Annotated in this window: 11 protein-coding genes; 10 read left to right on the top strand and 1 reads right to left on the bottom strand. The window is 38.4% G+C overall.

Going from position 1 to position 17,279, the window contains the following annotated elements; genetic code table 11:
* The first annotated feature begins 296 nt into the window (after nucleotides 1-296).
* The 7 genes from EGI31_RS10130 to EGI31_RS10160 all read left to right on the top strand — a co-directional run bounded on the left by EGI31_RS10130 (nucleotide 297) and on the right by EGI31_RS10160 (nucleotide 9,761).
* Nucleotides 297-806 carry a murein L,D-transpeptidase catalytic domain family protein gene (locus tag EGI31_RS10130; RefSeq protein ID WP_255037119.1) on the top strand — a complete coding sequence of 170 codons (510 nt, stop codon included), beginning with the start codon at nucleotides 297-299 and terminating at the stop codon, nucleotides 804-806.
* Nucleotides 766-2,520, top strand: a complete 1,755-nt coding sequence (locus tag EGI31_RS10135; RefSeq protein WP_255037120.1) for a L,D-transpeptidase family protein — start codon at nucleotides 766-768, stop codon at nucleotides 2,518-2,520. The genes EGI31_RS10130 and EGI31_RS10135 overlap by 41 nt, the downstream gene beginning before the upstream one ends.
* Complete coding sequence (locus tag EGI31_RS10140; RefSeq protein WP_255037121.1) at nucleotides 2,517-5,030, top strand: cation-translocating P-type ATPase; 2,514 nt, start codon at nucleotides 2,517-2,519, stop codon at nucleotides 5,028-5,030. Before EGI31_RS10135 ends, EGI31_RS10140 begins: the two co-directional genes overlap by 4 nt.
* A 1-nt stretch (nucleotide 5,031) precedes the next feature.
* Nucleotides 5,032-6,120, top strand: coding sequence for an AI-2E family transporter (locus EGI31_RS10145; RefSeq protein ID WP_255037122.1), 1,089 nt, complete (start codon nucleotides 5,032-5,034; stop codon nucleotides 6,118-6,120).
* A 108-nt stretch (nucleotides 6,121-6,228) separates the two neighbouring features.
* On the top strand, nucleotides 6,229-6,417 hold the full coding sequence (locus tag EGI31_RS10150) for a general stress protein CsbD (RefSeq protein WP_255037123.1): 189 nt from the start codon (nucleotides 6,229-6,231) through the stop codon (nucleotides 6,415-6,417).
* A 196-nt stretch (nucleotides 6,418-6,613) separates the two neighbouring features.
* Nucleotides 6,614-8,980: a TonB-dependent receptor gene (locus EGI31_RS10155; protein ID WP_255037124.1), complete on the top strand. Its 2,367-nt coding sequence runs from the start codon at nucleotides 6,614-6,616 to the stop codon at nucleotides 8,978-8,980.
* A gap of 1 nt (nucleotide 8,981) precedes the next feature.
* Nucleotides 8,982-9,761, top strand: a complete 780-nt coding sequence (locus EGI31_RS10160; RefSeq protein WP_255037125.1) for a sulfite exporter TauE/SafE family protein — start codon at nucleotides 8,982-8,984, stop codon at nucleotides 9,759-9,761.
* 8 nt (nucleotides 9,762-9,769) lie between these two features.
* On the opposite strand, the gene EGI31_RS10165 is transcribed toward EGI31_RS10160, so the two are convergent.
* Entirely contained in the window at nucleotides 9,770-11,188 is a 1,419-nt protein-coding gene (locus EGI31_RS10165) for a sialate O-acetylesterase (RefSeq protein ID WP_255037126.1), read from the bottom strand.
* Nucleotides 11,189-11,399: 211 nt separating this feature from the next.
* Between EGI31_RS10165 and EGI31_RS10170 the strand changes: the two genes are divergently transcribed.
* The 3 genes from EGI31_RS10170 (at nucleotide 11,400) to EGI31_RS10180 (ending at nucleotide 17,191) form a co-directional block, all read left to right on the top strand.
* Entirely contained in the window at nucleotides 11,400-12,173 is a 774-nt protein-coding gene (locus EGI31_RS10170) for a DUF3050 domain-containing protein (protein ID WP_255037127.1), read from the top strand.
* Nucleotides 12,174-12,353: 180 nt separating this feature from the next.
* Nucleotides 12,354-14,780, top strand: coding sequence for a TonB-dependent receptor domain-containing protein (locus EGI31_RS10175; protein WP_255037128.1), 2,427 nt, complete (start codon nucleotides 12,354-12,356; stop codon nucleotides 14,778-14,780).
* Nucleotides 14,781-14,854: 74 nt separating this feature from the next.
* A complete protein-coding gene (locus EGI31_RS10180) occupies nucleotides 14,855-17,191 on the top strand; it encodes a TonB-dependent receptor (RefSeq protein WP_255037129.1) in 2,337 nt (778 codons plus the stop codon).
* Nucleotides 17,192-17,279 lie beyond the last annotated feature (88 nt).

Genomic DNA, 17,279 nt, shown 5'->3' on the forward strand with positions numbered 1-17,279 from the left:
GTGATGATCAGAGATGAAAATAGCCGCCATCAGGCCGAGGTTGAAATGGTTGATTTTTAAAAAGCCAAAGGAGAATATTCCAATATTTTATCAAAGAATGAATAGTAATAAAATAATATCGAACTGATAAACAATGAATTAATTTATTGTGAGTTATAAATTTGCTTATTAAATTTTGCAAAATTATGCTTATCAAATATTTGCTTTTATCGATTTTTTTTAGCACATTTACTAAAGAACCGAAGACAACAAGGACTAAAAATCTTGAGCTTTTTGAAGCTTGTGAAATATCAGAAATGATAAATTTTCAAACCTTCGAAAAATCTATGGAGGGTTTTCAGAGGTATCGACCCAAAAAATCAATTATCACCATAGTTGATTTTAGTTTACCTTCAAATAAAGAACGTTTTTTTGTGATTGACCTTGCAAAAAAGAAGTTGTTATTTAAGTCTTTGGTGGCCCATGGCAAAAAATCGGGAGAAATAATGGCTACTTCGTTTTCGAACAAAATGGAGTCGCACCAAAGCAGCTTAGGTTTTTATATGGTCGGTAGTATAATCCAAAGCCCAAAACATGGGAAGGCATTACTGCTTAATGGATTAGAAAAAGGCAAAAATGATAATGCTTTAAAAAGAGAAATAATTATCCACGGAGCCGAATATGTAAGTACTGGTTTTATTAAACGATATGGTCATTTAGGGCGAAGTTTTGGCTGCCCAGCATTACCAAACGACTTAATTCCACAGGTTGTACCTGTGTTAGCAAATGGAAGTTTACTCTACATACATTCTCAACAGCAAAGCTAAAGAAACCTCTTTAGCCCGTAAATACCTAACAATAAAACTATTATCTTCATACCTTATATGTTTGACTATACTTGGCTTTGCTATTACAGGCTGTGGAAAAGCCAAAAGTTCTAACAAAGGCATCTTACCTGACTCTACGATATACTCGCAGGAGAATTACAGTCCAATATCGCTTGATAGCAGTATTTTGGCGAGTTTTTACACAAAACATAAAATTGAGGATTCTCTAAAAGCTTATATTACAGATTTTTATACCAGAAGAAAATACCAGTATGCCTGGTTTGACCAAAACGGAATAACAGAAACCTGTCACATTTTTTACAATCAGTTACAGAGTTATTCATCCGACTTCGATGACCTATCAGTTAATCCCAAACTGGTAGACTCTCTCATCAACTTTGCTCATGACGAAAACGAAAAGAAGATTTTGTCAGAAATAGACCGACAAAATATAGAGCTAATGCTCACCACGAGTTATTTCCGATACGCCGAAAAAGCATTTGCTGGCTCAGCCAAAAGTACTTTTGATCTCGAATGGTTTATACCTCGAAAAAAGAAAAACTTTCAGGCATTGTTAGACAGTATGCTATCCTCCAACAAAGCCAGTGTACTACAAGAACCTGTTAATCTATTCTCTAAGTCGCTTATTATTGAACTTAGAAAATATAAAAACATCGAAAAAAACGGAGGATTGCCTTTTGTAAATCCTACAAAAAAAGACCTAAAACTAGGAGATGTAGATAGCAATTCCTACAATCTTAAAAGATACCTAGCCCTGACGGGAGACCTCACAACAAAAGACACCTCCATTGGCTTTGACAAAAACTTAGAGTTAGCCTTAAAAAGTTTCCAAAAAAGACATGGATTGACTGAAAGCGGCACCTTAAATATAAATACTTTAGCCGAACTTAATACACCTACAAGTCTCAGAATCAAGCAAATAATGATAAACCTGGAAAGACTCAGGTGGCTTCCCCAAGAAATAGAACCGAACTTTATCTTGGTGAATATTCCAGAATTCAAACTTCATATATTCGAAAACAACAAAGCCATCAGCGAAAGCAAAGTGGTGGTAGGAAAACAAGCCAACAAAACCATCGTTTTCAAGGGCGAGCTTTCAACCATTGTACTCAACCCTTTTTGGGGCATACCACAGAGCATAGCCGTTAAAGAAATTCTACCAAAACTAAAGAGAAGCACTTCCTATTTAAGCCGAAACAATATAGAGGTATTTAGCAATAACAAAGTCATCAACCCAAATACAATTAGTTGGGGCAAGTACAATAAAGAGCTTCCATTTTACTTTAGACAAAAGCCCGGCATTAACAACGCACTCGGAAAAATAAAATTCTTATTCCCGAATAATTACAGTATTTACCTCCACGATACACCTTCCAAAGGTTTGTTTGGTGAAACCAATCGAGCATTTAGCCATGGCTGCATCAGGGTTCAAAATCCAAAGGAACTTGCAACGTATATTCTGAGAAACGACCCCAAATGGACGCTTCAGAACATTGAATCTGTTCTAAAAACGGATACCGAAAAACATATTTCGATAAAACCTACTCTGCCGGTTTATATTCTTTATTTGACAGCCTGGGTGGATAATTCGGGACAGCTAAACTTCAGAAAAGACCTGTATAATTTCGACAAAAAGCTCGAATTGGAAATATTCGCCTCAGAAAATAACCAAACAATTGACCGAAAACCATGAATTCAGATCTACCATTTGCGACCCACAACATAAAAGGCCTCACCAACCAAGAAGTGCTGGCCTCTAGAACAAAAAATGGCGACAATCTACTGATTTTTAAAAAAGAAAACGGCTTTTGGAATGTCATCAAAAGGTTGGCCAAAGATCCAATGGTGTTGATACTTTTGGTAGCATCAGTCATTTACTTTATCAGTGGCAAAACAGCCGATGGCATATTCTTGGCATCAGCCATACTGTTCCAAACTGGTATTTCATTTTTTCAAGATGCCCGAAGTAGCAATGCTCTGGAAAAACTGAAAGAATTTATGGTGGCCAAAACCAGGGTCATCAGAAATGGGAAAATAGAAGAAATAAAAAGTGAGGAATTGGTCGTTGGTGATGCCATTGTAGTAGAGGAAGGAACCGCCATACCGGCTGATGCAATCATTCTACACTCAAATGACTTTTCGGTAAACGAATCCATACTTACGGGTGAATCTCTCGCGATAGAAAAAAATACCAAGAACAAGCAAATTTTCAAGGGCACCAATGTGGTTGGAGGACTCGCGATTGCCGAGGTAACGGCCATTGGCAACCAAACATCATTAGGTAAAATTGGTAAAAGCCTCGAAGGTATAGAGGAAGAAAAAACTCCTCTGGAAAACCAAATAGCAAACTTTGTAAAGAAAATGGCCATGACCGGTGGTGTGGTTTTCTTTATTGTATGGGCGATAAACTACTTCAATACCCGAGAAATCTTGAATAGTTTGTTACAGTCTTTGACATTGGCCATGAGCATACTACCAGAAGAAATCCCCGTGGCATTCACCACTTTTATGGCATTGGGTGCCTGGCGATTGATGAAAAGTGGCATAGTGGTAAAACAAATGAAAACCGTGGAAACCCTGGGAAGTGCCACGGTAATCTGTACCGACAAAACGGGCACTTTAACCGAAAACGTGATGGACTTGGCAAAAGTATATGATTTTGAAACTGATGTCATATTCAAAATTCAAGAAAACCTTACCGAGTCAAACAGGAATCTCCTTCAAATAGCCATGTTTGCTTCTGAACCCATACCTTTTGACCCGATGGAAGTAGCTTTGCACAATGCTTATAAATTATCAACTGAAACAGACGAACGTCCTCATTATAAAATCATTAAGGAATATGCATTGAGTGGTACACCACCCATGATGACGCATATTTTCAAAGGCAAAAACGATGATTTAATTGTGGCAGCCAAAGGTGCCCCAGAGGCCATCATGCATGTTTCTGGATTATCTTCTGAGGGAAAAATAAAGGTTGAAAAAGCGATAAGGGAATTTTCAGCGGAAGGATATCGGGTGCTTGGCGTGGCCGAAGTCAATTCTAGCTCCCAAGACTTTCCGAAAACTCAACAAGAGTTTAAATTCAAATTTAAAGGTATTTTGGCATTTTATGACCCACCCAAAAAGAACATCAACAAAGTCCTCAACAATTTTTATGATGCCGGAATCAATGTAAAAATCATTACTGGTGACAACGAGGCCACCACGGTATCTATAGCCAAACAGATAGGTTTTAGAGGTTTTGAAAAGCATATTTCAGGTAAAGAACTGATGCTTTTGTCTGAAAAAGACCTTGCAGAAAAAGTATTGGAAACCCAGATATTCACGAGGATGTTTCCCGAAGCCAAACTAAAAATCATAAATGCTCTCAAAGAACAAAACGAAATAGTAGCCATGACTGGCGATGGTGTAAACGATGGCCCCGCATTGAAATCTGCCCACATAGGCATAGCTATGGGCAAAAAAGGCTCCGAAATAGCCAAAGACGCGGCCTCATTGATTTTGATGAATGATGATTTATCAAAAATGGTAAAAGCAGTGTCGATGGGTAGAAAAATATACACCAACCTAAAAAAAGCTATTCAGTATATCATTTCTATTCATATACCTATCATTCTCACAGTATTTGTTCCTCTGGCTTTGGGTTGGATTTATCCCAATATATTTTCACCCATTCATATTGTTTTTTTAGAACTCATCATGGGGCCCACCTGCTCCATAATTTATGAAAATGAGCCACTAGAAAAAAACACCATGAAACTAAAACCAAGACCCTTGAGTGATACTTTTTTCAGTTGGAAAGAGCTCACGACCAGCATATTACAAGGTTTGTTTATAACGGCAGGCACTTTGGGCATTTATCAGTATTCCACAAGTCAAAATTTTGGAGAAAACACCACCCGAACCATGGTTTTTACAACGTTGGTTATCGCCAATATCGTTTTAACCTTGGTCAATCGTTCATTCTTTTATTCGATTTTTACGACGCTTCGATACAAGAACAATCTAGTTTTGATAATCATAGGCATTACCTTGGCATTAACCTCATTGATATTATTTATACCTGCGGTTTCAGGCTTTTTTCAGTTTCAGAAACTGAGTCTAATTCAACTCGCCTTCTGCCTAATTGTTGGCTCTGCGAGCGTGCTTTGGTATGAATTGGTGAAAGTTTGGAAAAGAAAAACCTCTAAAAACGCTTGAAATGACTTTAAATCTTGATTCCATTTTAAAGAAATTACTCGCTGGAATTCTGGTGATAGTAATCCTCATTTATGCCAAAGGATTCCTGATGCCATTGGTGATTGGAGGAATATTGGCTACCCTCTTTCTCCCTTTTTGCAACAAAATGGAAAGGATTGGGCTAGGCCGTATTTTATCAGTCTTCATCAGCCTATTTGGCCTATTGGCAGTATTCGGAATAATTATTTCCCTACTTTCATGGAAAATCTCAGAACTTTTCAGTGAATTTGACTTGCTCAAAAGCCAAGCCATCAAAACTTTCAATCAAACACAAGCCTATCTTTTTCAGCATTTTGGAATTAGTCTAGAAAAGCAATCTGAAATATTTAACAGTGAAAAACCTTCAATATCAGGTCTAATGAAGTTGACGGCTGGTTCGCTAAAAGACCTGATGACCAACCTCATTTTGATATTGGCCTATTTTTTCTTTCTCCTTTACTCCCGTGTACACATCAAGCAATTCTTCCTAAAACTTGCCAAAAAAGACCAACAAAATGAAGTGGAACAAATCCTCAAAGGAACAACAAGGGTTTCACAACAATATCTTCTTGGATTGGCCAAAATGATTGTTTGTCTTTGGATTTTATATAGTATTGGCTTCAGTATCATTGGTGTAAAAAATGCAGTCTTCTTTGCAATTCTTTGTGGACTTTTAGAAATCATCCCTTTTATTGGCAATATTACTGGCACTACCATTACGGTACTTATTGCGGCACTTCATGGCGGAAACCTCACCCTATTGTTGGGTATTATCATCACTTACGGTATTGTTCAATTTGTTCAAGGCTGGGTTTTAGAACCACTCATTTTAGGCCCACAGGTAAAAATCAACCCACTTTTCACTATCATTGCTCTCATTGTTGGCGACTGGATTTGGGGGATTCCAGGAATACTACTGGCCATACCTGTAGCTGCCATGATGAAAATCTTTTGTGATCATATTGAGCCATTAAAACCTTTCGGATTCCTGATAGGTGAAATGGACACACAAGAGAAAAGTGAACAAAAAGTCAAAAATATCTTCAAGAAAATTATCACGAAAGCACGCTGATTTCTAGAATAAACGTGTAAAAAAATTCAACTGAGCTAATCTTGAAATTAAAGGGCAATTTCGGTTCAGAAAGACAATTCTTTTCGTAATTTACATGAAATAAAAATTATGACAGATTACAGTGACTTGAAAGGAAATTGGGTAGAAACGAGTAACAAATTAAAGCGACTTTTCTTAGTTTTGGAAAATGTGGACCTCACCTTCTCAAATGGCAAACAAGCAGAACTTTGGGCCAAAATAGAAACCAAAGTAGGCAAATCAAAGGCCGAAATTCAGGGTATTCTTTCAGGTTTATAAATGGCTTTTGAGTCCTTGGATCAAACAATCAATTCTGAAACTGCCAAACATTCTATGGATTTTTCATTGCATGTTGAACGAATTTTATAAAAAACCACGCTTTTGACAGATAAAAAACGATTATATGGAGATTTAGCATAGGAATATAACCTTCCTAAAATACTATCTTTGTGGTTCATATATCAACCTTGTTAAGATGCACCAATTCAGATTATCCTTATGGACGATTTTAGTTTTAATATCCGCTATTCAATTCGCTTTTGCTCAGAACAATAGCAACCTAAAAGGAAAAATCATAGACGCACAAAACAAAGCTCCACTTGGATTTGCCAGTGTAAAGATATTCCAAAATCAAAAAATGATTACTGGGAATATTACGTCTGAAAACGGCGAATTCGATTTCAAAATTCCAACTGGTAAATATACCCTTGAGACCGAATTTATAGGTTATAAAAAATACACTTCTGCCGAAATCAACCTGACGGAAAGCGGCTTAGATTTAGGTGAGATTGGTATCAGTCAGTCAGACAAATCACTTGATGCCCTGGTTGTGCAGGGAGAAAAAAGTTCAATGGAGTTGGCTTTAGACAAAAGAGTTTTTAACGTGGGCAAAGACTTGGCCAATGCCGGAGGCTCAGCACAAGATATTCTGATAAATATTCCATCCGTAACCGTAGATCCTGACGGAGCCATAAAACTACGAGGAAGTAGCAATGTGAGGATACTGATAGATGGAAAACCCTCAGGTATGGTGTCATTCAAAGGAGGAGCAGGATTAAGACAACTCCAAGCCAGTATGATAGACCGAGTAGAGGTAATTACCAATCCATCAGCCAGATACGAGGCTGAAGGACAATCTGGCATTATCAATATTATACTTAAAAAAGACTCAAGACAAGGCTTCAATGGTTCTTTTGAGCTAATAGGTGGCGTACCTGACAACTATGGATTTGCGGCAAATGTCAACTACCGTCACCGAAAAATGAACTTCTTTGTCAACTACGGTCTGGCTTACAGATGGAATCCTTACCGCGGCGATATGTACCAAGAAGTAACCGCTGGCGACACCCTAAAAATACTTCAACAAGACAACACTGGAGATGTATCCGGACTAGACAACAACATCAGAGCTGGAATTGACTACTATTTTTCGGAGAATAGTATTCTTACCGGCTCATTCATGTATAGCAGAGCAGGCGGAATCAGGTACACCAAAAACATCTACAACGATTTCTTGAACTTCAGTAACAATCCGCTTGGATCTATAACACGTATTCAAGACGAAATTGAAAGCGAGCCGCTTTCTGAATATGTTTTGAATTACAAACGAATGTTCAAAAGAAAGGGTCAAGAACTCATTGGTCAATTTAGGTTTTTAGATCATTTTGAAAATTCCGACCAAACTTTCACCCAAACTGCCGTATTGCCAAACGGTGGTGTGGATGCCAAAAATACACTTTTGCAAACTTCGGTAAATGACGAATATGAGAAACAATATCTGTTCCAGTTAGACTATGTTCAGCCATTTTCTAAAGAAGGAAAAATGGAGTTTGGAGCAAGGACTTCGCTCAGAAACATGGTGAATGATTTTGTGGTAAATGACGTAATCGACGGAAAAGATGTGCCAATAGATTGGCTTGATAATTATTTTATTTATGATGAAGACATTTCGGCGGCATATGGAATTGTTTCAAATAAATCTAAAAAAATGAGTTATCAACTTGGCCTTAGGTCGGAGTGGACAAGCGTTACCACCACCTTGCAGAAGACCAATGAGGTGAATCCAAGAAAGTACTTCAATCTATTCCCAAGTGCACATTTTACTTATGCACTGGATGCCGACAATTCGCTTCAGTTGAGTTACAGCCGTAGAATCCGCAGACCAGTTTATAACGACTTGAGTCCTTTTATGACCCTCTCTGATAGTCGAAACTTCTCCAGTGGAAATCCTAATCTCAATCCAGAATTTAGTGATGTCTATGAAATTGGTCATTTGAAAAACTTTGAGAAAGGTGCCATCACTACCTCCATATTTTACAGAAATTCCTTAGATTTTATATCAAATATTAGGAGTGTTGATAGCCAAGGATTTTCGACTTCATTGCCGGAGAATCTCAATTCAGAAAAATCGTATGGAGTTGATTTCACTAGCAATTACAAGCTCGCAAAATGGTGGAAAATGGACCTGAACTTTAACCTTTTTCACGCCAATATTGACGGCTCAAACATAAACGAACAATACGTAGCTGAAACAAACTCGTGGTTTGCGAGACAAACTTCGCGATTTACACTCAAAAATGGTTTAGATATGCAGCTGAGATTCAATTATGAAGCAGCTCAAAAAACAGCTCAAGGGAGCAGAAAAACCATTTACTTCTTCGACTACTCTCTCAAAAAAGATATCCTGAAGAAAAAAGGCTCAGTAAACTTTACGGTTCTAGATATTTTCAATACTCGTTGGATGCGTACCATCAGCGAAGGACCAGGATTTTATACCGTAAGTAACCGTCAGTTTAGGCCTAGACAAATAAATTTAACTTTGAGTTATAGATTGAAACAGTAAGATGCAAGAATACTTCCATATTGATCTAAATATCTGGCAATTCCTAGTATTTGTAGTGGTAGGCACACTTACAGGCATCATCAATACGATAGCTGGTAGCGGCTCGCTCATTACTTTGCCAGTTTTTATATTCATGTGTGACTTATCTCCATCTATCGCAAACGCCAGTAATCGGATAGGTGTTTTTTTGCAAAGTGTGGTGGCGACAGGAAAGTATGCTCAATCAAAGCCAGAAGTATTTCGCGGATCACTTTGGTTAATTATCCCGTCGGTTTTAGGAGCCATTTTGGGTTCAAAAATAGCAGTGGATATAGACGAAAAAATGATGAACTATACCATTGGTGGCCTAATGGTTTTTATGCTCATTGTTTTATTGTTTAAGCCTGAAAGATGGCTTATAGAAGACAAGCTCACAAAAGCCCAGAATAAAAACATTGGCACATTCGTAACTTTCTTTCTGATAGGCATTTATGGCGGGTTTCTCCAAGCGGGAGTTGGGTTCTTCCTATTAGCTGGGCTGGTATTGATCTCTAAATACAGCTTAACCCAAAGCAATGGCCTTAAACTAGCCTTGGTGCTGGCTTTTACTGCTCCTGCACTTGCATTGTTTATGTATTACGGCAAGGTTCACTACGGATACGGCCTGCTTATGGGCATATTTCAAGCAGTTGGAGCTTGGATAGGCGTAAAATACATCGTGAAAATCCCCAACGCCAATCTTTGGATATACAGACTATTGATTGTAATCGTGGCTGCTTCGGCCATTAAGTTTTTTATATAAACTAAAACTTAGTAATTCTTAAATTGCCACCAATTATCCGTGATAAATGCCGATGCAGGCAGCCCTTGATTATTTTTTAGACTGGCCTCTGCTGTATTGTTCCATTCAAATCTTGCGAAAACAGGGTAAGATATTTTAGAATTAGTAAGGACAATGGTGTTACTTTTTATCCTGACACTTGCCTTTCTGAATTCTCCAGAAGTATCCGCTATTTCGAAGTTGTTCATGCAATTTTTATCGCATTTCAACTCCTGTGTGTCAAAAAACAAGGTAATTTGTCCTTTTTTAGATTCATAAAGTAGAAGCTTGGGTCCAGAAATTTCACCTTTATAAGCACTGTAAAGATTTTTCAAAGCCGCGTTACCCAAACGAATTCCGACATCTTTTTTGTTTCTAGGATGAATATCATCAATATTTCCAATGTCCGATATGGTTACCATCGCCGTTGTGGATGTATTTTCGGCCATTCTTTGTGCATTTCTCAAAACCACCCCCTCCTCAGGATTGCCATATTTATATGGGGCAATTTGCACATAATAAAAAGGCAGTTCCTCGCCCCAAGCTTTTCTCCAACTGTTGATCAGCGTATTTAGTAATTTATCATAATGAGCTGCATTAGAAACATTAGACTCCCCCTGATACCACAGAAATCCTTTGATTTTCAAGCCAGCCAAAGGTGCCACCATAGCATTGTAAATAACTGCCGTTTTCACAGGTCCCCATGGCACTTCCTTCAAACTTAAAGCATCTTTGAGCAGTACAGCATCGGCCTTAATACTCTCTTCGGGTGTCCAGGCCTCGGCTGGAGTTCCACCCCAAGAGGTGTTGATAATGCCTACAGGAACTTGGATGCTTTCATAAATATGCTTGGCAAAATAGTAGCCAATGGCACTAAAGTTTCTCATAGACTCTGGTGTGCAGATTTTCCAATCACCAGAAAGATTATTTTGAGGCGAATTGGCCGTGGAGTGATTAACTGTAAACAATCTTAATTCAGGAAAATTGGCCTTTTGAACTTCAGCTTCCGCATTTTCGATGCCCGAAGCCGCACTCCATTCCATATTGCTTTGACCTGAAACCACCCAAACTTCTCCTATGAGAATATCTTTCAGGACTATTTCATTGTAGCCACTTATTTTTATTTCATAAGGTCCTCCATAGATAGGGGTTTCTATTTCCATGGTCCATTTTCCATAAACATCAACCTTGGATGTATATTTTTTTTGATTCCAAGAAGTTGTGATACTAATAGGCTCACTGGTTTTACCTGAACCCCAGATTTTTACGGTGGAATTCTGCTGAAGCACCATACTTGAGCTAAAAAACGCAGGCAACGTAAGATTAGCAAAACCATAAAAAGGCAATAAAAGACTTGTAAACAGGTACTTAAAATTCATGTGCAGCGTAAAGAAACGTTTTTGGTTCATAATGGAGTCTAAATATTCAAAAAAAAGAAATGTATTCAATAAAGATTTATTTGACCTTGTTAGTCAAAAATAACATAAAAAGCTCAATTCATAAAACTCGAATTACATGATGAGTTGAAATGGCATTTAAAACTTTAAGTAAAAAAACAAGTTTAACAGTAATCCTAGAAAACAGGAGTATCGTAAATATAAGATTAGAAAATTTAAACCTATGAATCAAATAAATGCAATTCAAACCGAATTGATAGAATTAAGGGAGAAACTACGTAATCACCCATTGTATTCCAATCTAAAAACCTTAGAGGACCTGCAAATTTTTATGCAAAATCATGTCTTTGCTGTTTGGGATTTTATGTCATTGTTAAAATCTTTACAAGCAAGCTTAACCTGCACAAAAGTTCCATGGATTCCTCCGCGTAACCCGGTGTTGAGTAGGTTTATAAATGAAATTGTATGGGGAGAAGAGAGCGACGTTAACGAAAAAGGCGAACCAAAGAGTCATTTCGAGATGTATCGCGAAGCCATGCTGGAAATAGGTGCGGATGTGTCAATAATTACGGATTTTGTGTTTGATATAAAGGAAGTAAACGCTGTTTCGTTGAGCATAGAACGCCTGAAATGCATTCCTGAAGTAAAAGAATTCCTAAACTACACTTTTGAAGTAATTCGAAGCAAAAAAGACCACAAAATAGCTTCGGCTTTCACTTTCGGCAGAGAGGATTTGATTCCTGATATGTTCTATGAAATTCTGAGTAAATCAGAAACAGATGAAAAGAAATTTGACAAATTGAAGTACTATTTAGACCGACACATAGAGGTTGATTCGGGTGACCATGGACCATTATCACTTAAAATGATTGAAGAATTATGTGATAATGATGCAAAGAAATGGCTGGAAGTTAAAGAAGTGGCCAAAAAGTCTCTAGAAAAAAGAATATTACTTTGGGATGGCATTCTTGAAGAAATTCAGCGGAACAAAATTTAAATCTCTTTTAGAAGTTTAATCAATTTGCAAAGTACTTTTAAAATAGGGTATACTTTACTCAGAAAACATCTATTTAAAATTATTCTAAATAAAAATAGAATTTATTTGGAATGATTCTAATCTAACTTTACTTTTGTCACGTTATTTATAATGAGTCTAAACAAAAATAAAGATAATATAATGTTTTCAAGGATTTTTACAATTGTACTGTTAATGAGTCTTCACTTTGTGGGTTTTTCACAAAAATCGACCCTCATTGGCAAGGTTACGGACAATTCAAAACAAGAGCTATTTGGTGCAAATGTTTTGCTGAAAGGAACGGTAAGAGGAGTTCAGACTAACACTAACGGTGAGTTTATCATCAAAGGCCTTAGTGCAGGTGATTATACTGTGATGGTTTCAATTATTGGTCTGAAAACTAAGGAAATCAATGTTAATTTATTGGAGAATGAAACAAAAACCATAGATTTTCAACTAGACGACGAGACCTACACCCTGAAGGATGTTCAAATAGTTGCCAGCAGAGGAGTCAGAGGAAATGAGCATTTGGCAGAAGTGGATGGTTACTCGATAAATGCAACCAAAAAGAATGAGGTAATCAAACTAGACAACATCAATGCCAACTTGGCGATGAACAACAGTCGCCAGATATTCAGCCGTACGCCAGGCATCACGGTTTGGGAAAATGATGGTTCTGGAATTCAACTGGGTGTGGCCTCGAGAGGCTTAAGTCCAAATCGTTCCTGGGAGTTTAATGTACGAATGAACGGATATGATATCACTCCTGACCCAATGGGTTATCCTGAGGCTTATTACACCCCGCCGATGGAAGTCGTTGATCGCATAGAAATTGTTCGTGGAGCCTCATCTTTACAATATGGTCCACAGTTCGGCGGTCTGATGAATTTTGTACTTCGTAAACCAGACATTTCTACAAGAGTAACAGTGGAGTCACAAAATACAGTTGGAAGCAATGGCCTCTTTAGCACCTTTAACTACATAGGAGGTACCGAAGGCAGGTTGAGCTACACTGCCTATTACCAAAAACGTTTTGGTAATGGTTGGAGAGAAAATAGCTACTACAACACTGATCACGCTCATGCCGAATTGAGCTATGCAATCACTAACAAATTTAAGCTTGGAGCTGAGGTAACTTACATGACCTATGAAAGTCAACAAGCTGGAGGTTTGACGGATGCTCAGTTTGCCGCAAATGCACGCCAAAGTGTGCGTAGCAGAAACTGGTTTAGCACGCCTTGGTTAGTTCCTTCGCTTTCAGCCGAATATATTTTCAGTGAAAAGACCAAAGTAAGCTGGAAGACTTTCGGAGTTATTGCAGAAAGAAGCAGTGTGGGCAATGTTTCGGCCATAACCAATGTGGATATTCTGACCTCCAACCGCCAAGTGGACAGAGACTATTATAACAATTTCGGATCAGAACTCAGATTTATCACCGACTACAAATTTCTGGGAAATACCAATACCGTTGCCAGCGGCCTACGTTATTACAATGGCAATATTGACCGTCAACAACAAGGAAAAGGCTCAACCTCAAAAGAAATAGATTTTAGTGTGGAAGGACAATATCCACGTGACTTGGCCTTCAACAACATCAATAAGGCCGCTTTTGTAGAAAATATTTTCAGATTCTCGAAGAAATTTTTGATAACCGCAGGTGCGAGAGTGGAAAGCATTAGCTCTACCATGGAAGGTAGATTAAGTTTAACCAACGGACAGCCGAACAACCTTACACCTGCCACTCGTGAAAGAAACTTCCTATTGTTCGGAGGAGGAGCGGAGTATCATATTACTCCTCAATCAGAGTTTTACAGCAATATCTCTCAGGCCTATCGCCCGGTTTTGATATCAGACCTTACTCCTCCGGCCACTACAGATGTCATTGACGAAAACCTTCAAGATGCCCGTGGTTATAACTTTGACTTCGGTTATCGTGGTAAAGTAGCCAACTATTTAAACTTCGATGTAGATTATTTCTTTGTAAACTACAACAACCGCATTGGTACTATCACCCAAACCAATGCCGCCAATCAACGTTATCAATTCCGCACCAATTTGGGTCGTTCGGTAAGTCAAGGTTTTGAAGGTTACGTAGAATTTGACCCTATATCTGCGTTCTTCAAAAAATCTAAAATTGGTTATGTAAGTATGTTTGCCTCAGTGGCTTTCATAGATGCCACCTACAGAAATTTCAAGACTACCTCGATAGTGAATGGTCAAATAGTTGAAGGCAATTTATCCGGTAAAAGTGTTGAAAATGCTCCTAGGAAAATCAATCGTTTCGGAGTTACTTATAACAAAAAAGGTTTCTCGATTACTTGGCAAATGAGCGATATTGGTAAAGCTTATGCCGACGCGTCAAATACAGAAACTGCAAATGCCGCGGCTACCACTGGCGTGATTCCTGCATATACTGTACAAGATCTTTCTGCAAGTTTCAAATTCTTAAAACATTACAATCTAAAAACAGGAATTAACAACCTTACGGATGAACGCTACTTCACTCGTCGTGCCGGTGGATATCCTGGCCCAGGAATTTTACCAGCCGATGGCCGTACGTTCTATTTGTCAGCCGGTATAAAATTTTAACAACTCTCATGGGAGAATTTTAAAATTCTCCCTCTTTTTTAATTCATTATCTGTAATTAGTCTAAATAAATATAATGAAAAACGTAATATTCCTATTCTTTATTAGTCAATTCGCATTTGCCCAAACCTCCTCAATAAAAGGCAAAATCAGCACTTCTGATGGAAAACCCGCTGAGTATGTAAATATCATTTTAAAAGGAACTACAAAAGGCACTATAGCCGATGCTGAAGGAAATTACAGTTTAAGCAATCTCAAGGCGGGTTCTTACACCGTGTTTGCAAGTTTTGTAGGTCTTAAGTCTAAATCAGAAAAAGCTGAACTAAAAGACAACGAGACACTTACGGTAAATTTTAGTCTACAAGAGGATGCCAATCAGTTACAGGAAGTACTGGTAACCGCTAACCCCAGCAAGTACGTTACAGACTATCCTTCAATATCGTTGCGTCTCAAAACCCCACTTTTAGAAATACCCCAAAACATACAAGTAATCAACCGTCAATTACTTCAAGATCAACAAATTTTCGACATGCAAGAAGGCGTAATCCGCAACGTAAGTGGTGCCACAAGGTCTGAACATTGGGAAAACTATGCTAGAATCGTGATGCGTGGCTCAAGAGTGGCGGCATTCAGAAATGGCATGAATGTAACCGAAACTTGGGGGCCACTGAACGAAGACATGAGCATGGTAGAACGTATAGAGTTTGTGAAAGGCCCAGCTGGATTTATGTTGGCCAGTGGCGAGCCGAGTGGTTTTTACAATGTAGTGACCAAAAAACCTACGGGCATCACCAAATCAGAAGTCGGCATGACCATTGGTAGCTTTGGAACTTACCGAAATACCTTAGACTTCGATGGATTACTAAGCAAAGATGGTAAAATACAATACAGACTTAACCTGATGGGCCAAAGTAAAGGCACTCACCGCAAATTTGAATACAACAATCGGGTATCGATAGCCCCAGTGCTGAAATTCCAAATTAATCCAAGAACTTCCTTAACCACAGAGTACAACTATCAGTATGTAAACATGTCTCCACTTGGGTCTGCATATGCCTACACTTCCGATGGAATTGGCACACTACCCGTAAATTTCTCAACACTTGAATCCAACATGTCGCCTACCAAAATAAACGACCACTCGTTTATAGCCACATTGTCGCACAGTATTAACGACAACTGGAAGTTAACCGGACAACTTGCGTATTTACAGTTCAATCAAGAAGGAAGTAGCTTATGGCCAACTAGTATCAGCGGCGATACTCTGAGAAGAAGCGAGTCTGTATGGGATATTTTGGGTCAAATAAGAGTAGGTCAATTCTTTGTAAATGGCGATGTAGCAACAGGCAAAATAAAACACCGGATTTTGGCTGGCGTAGACATGGGCAACAAGGACTTTTATCATGATTGGAACCAGACAGGAGCCATCAATGGCTCCGCACCTTTTATAGTCACGGCACCTGTTTATGGAAAAGTGCCCGCCACGGCCTATACCGTTTTTGACAGATCATTAAGCGTCAAACAAAGAGGTGTACATTATAATAACGTTTATACAGCCTTGTATGCACAAGACGAAATCAGACTAATGAATGATAAGTTAAGACTTACATTAGCCGGTAGATACACCACCACTGGCGATGAAGATCCATTCTCTGGAAAAGTTGATGCCGGCAAGTTTACACCTAGAATAGGTGCCAGCTATTCCTTAAACAAAAACACAAGTGTATATTCAGTTATAGATGAGACATTTATTCCACAAGCTGGTGCCACATTTGAGGGTAAAGAATTTGACCCAATTACAGGAAATAACAAAGAACTAGGATTAAAAAAAGAATGGTTAAATGGCCGTTGGACTGCCTCTGCATCCGTTTATCAAATCACCAAAAACAATGTTTTAACCGCAGATCCTAATCACCAATTTTTCTCCATTCAATTGGGCCAAACCCAAACCTCGGGTATAGAATTCGATGTAAGAGGTCAATTAGTAACAGGTCTTGATGTTACCCTAAATTACGCCTATACCGATGGGAAAGTAACCAAAGATACTGACGGAAAGCAGGTAAACTCGCAAATACCAGGAACGGATAAAAGCATTGCCAATGCATGGTTAAGCTACAGAGTTCCATCAGGTAATGCCGAAGGTTTAGGATTTTCGCTAGGTGCTTCCCACGCCGCTGGCAGATCAGCCTGGTATGCCGAGTATGACAAATCGATAGATTCAAGTATGCCGTCTTACACAAAATTTGATGCCGCTACCTCTTATAATTTCGGAAAATTCGGTGTTGCTCTGAACGTTAATAATCTGTTCAATGCCGACGTTTTCTCAGGTGCTTATTATTCTTGGAGTAAGTTTTATTATTACCAAATTGAAGCCCACAGAAACTTTCGTCTAAGTATCAATTATAAATTTTGATAAGTTTTGAATTTCAAGAAAATCATCCAAAAACTACACCTCTGGCTCGGTCTAAGCACCGGGCTGGTGGTGTTTATAGTGAGCATAA

Source organism: Lacihabitans soyangensis, assembly GCF_024343775.1.
Taxonomy (GTDB): domain Bacteria; phylum Bacteroidota; class Bacteroidia; order Cytophagales; family Spirosomataceae; genus Leadbetterella; species Leadbetterella soyangensis.

Excerpts from the sequence above, each read along its gene's own strand:
- EGI31_RS10130 (WP_255037119.1), top strand. The coding sequence starts at position 297 with ATGATAAATTTTCAAACCTTCGAAAAATCTATGGAGGGTTTTCAGAGG.
- EGI31_RS10135 (WP_255037120.1), top strand. The coding sequence starts at position 766 with ATGGAAGTTTACTCTACATACATTCTCAACAGCAAAGCTAAAGAAACC.
- EGI31_RS10140 (WP_255037121.1), top strand. The coding sequence starts at position 2,517 with ATGAATTCAGATCTACCATTTGCGACCCACAACATAAAAGGCCTCACC.
- EGI31_RS10145 (WP_255037122.1), top strand. The coding sequence starts at position 5,032 with ATGACTTTAAATCTTGATTCCATTTTAAAGAAATTACTCGCTGGAATT.
- EGI31_RS10150 (WP_255037123.1), top strand. The coding sequence starts at position 6,229 with ATGACAGATTACAGTGACTTGAAAGGAAATTGGGTAGAAACGAGTAAC.
- EGI31_RS10155 (WP_255037124.1), top strand. The coding sequence starts at position 6,614 with ATGCACCAATTCAGATTATCCTTATGGACGATTTTAGTTTTAATATCC.
- EGI31_RS10160 (WP_255037125.1), top strand. The coding sequence starts at position 8,982 with ATGCAAGAATACTTCCATATTGATCTAAATATCTGGCAATTCCTAGTA.
- EGI31_RS10165 (WP_255037126.1), bottom strand. The coding sequence starts at position 11,188 with ATGAACCAAAAACGTTTCTTTACGCTGCACATGAATTTTAAGTACCTG.
- EGI31_RS10170 (WP_255037127.1), top strand. The coding sequence starts at position 11,400 with ATGAATCAAATAAATGCAATTCAAACCGAATTGATAGAATTAAGGGAG.
- EGI31_RS10175 (WP_255037128.1), top strand. The coding sequence starts at position 12,354 with ATGTTTTCAAGGATTTTTACAATTGTACTGTTAATGAGTCTTCACTTT.
- EGI31_RS10180 (WP_255037129.1), top strand. The coding sequence starts at position 14,855 with ATGAAAAACGTAATATTCCTATTCTTTATTAGTCAATTCGCATTTGCC.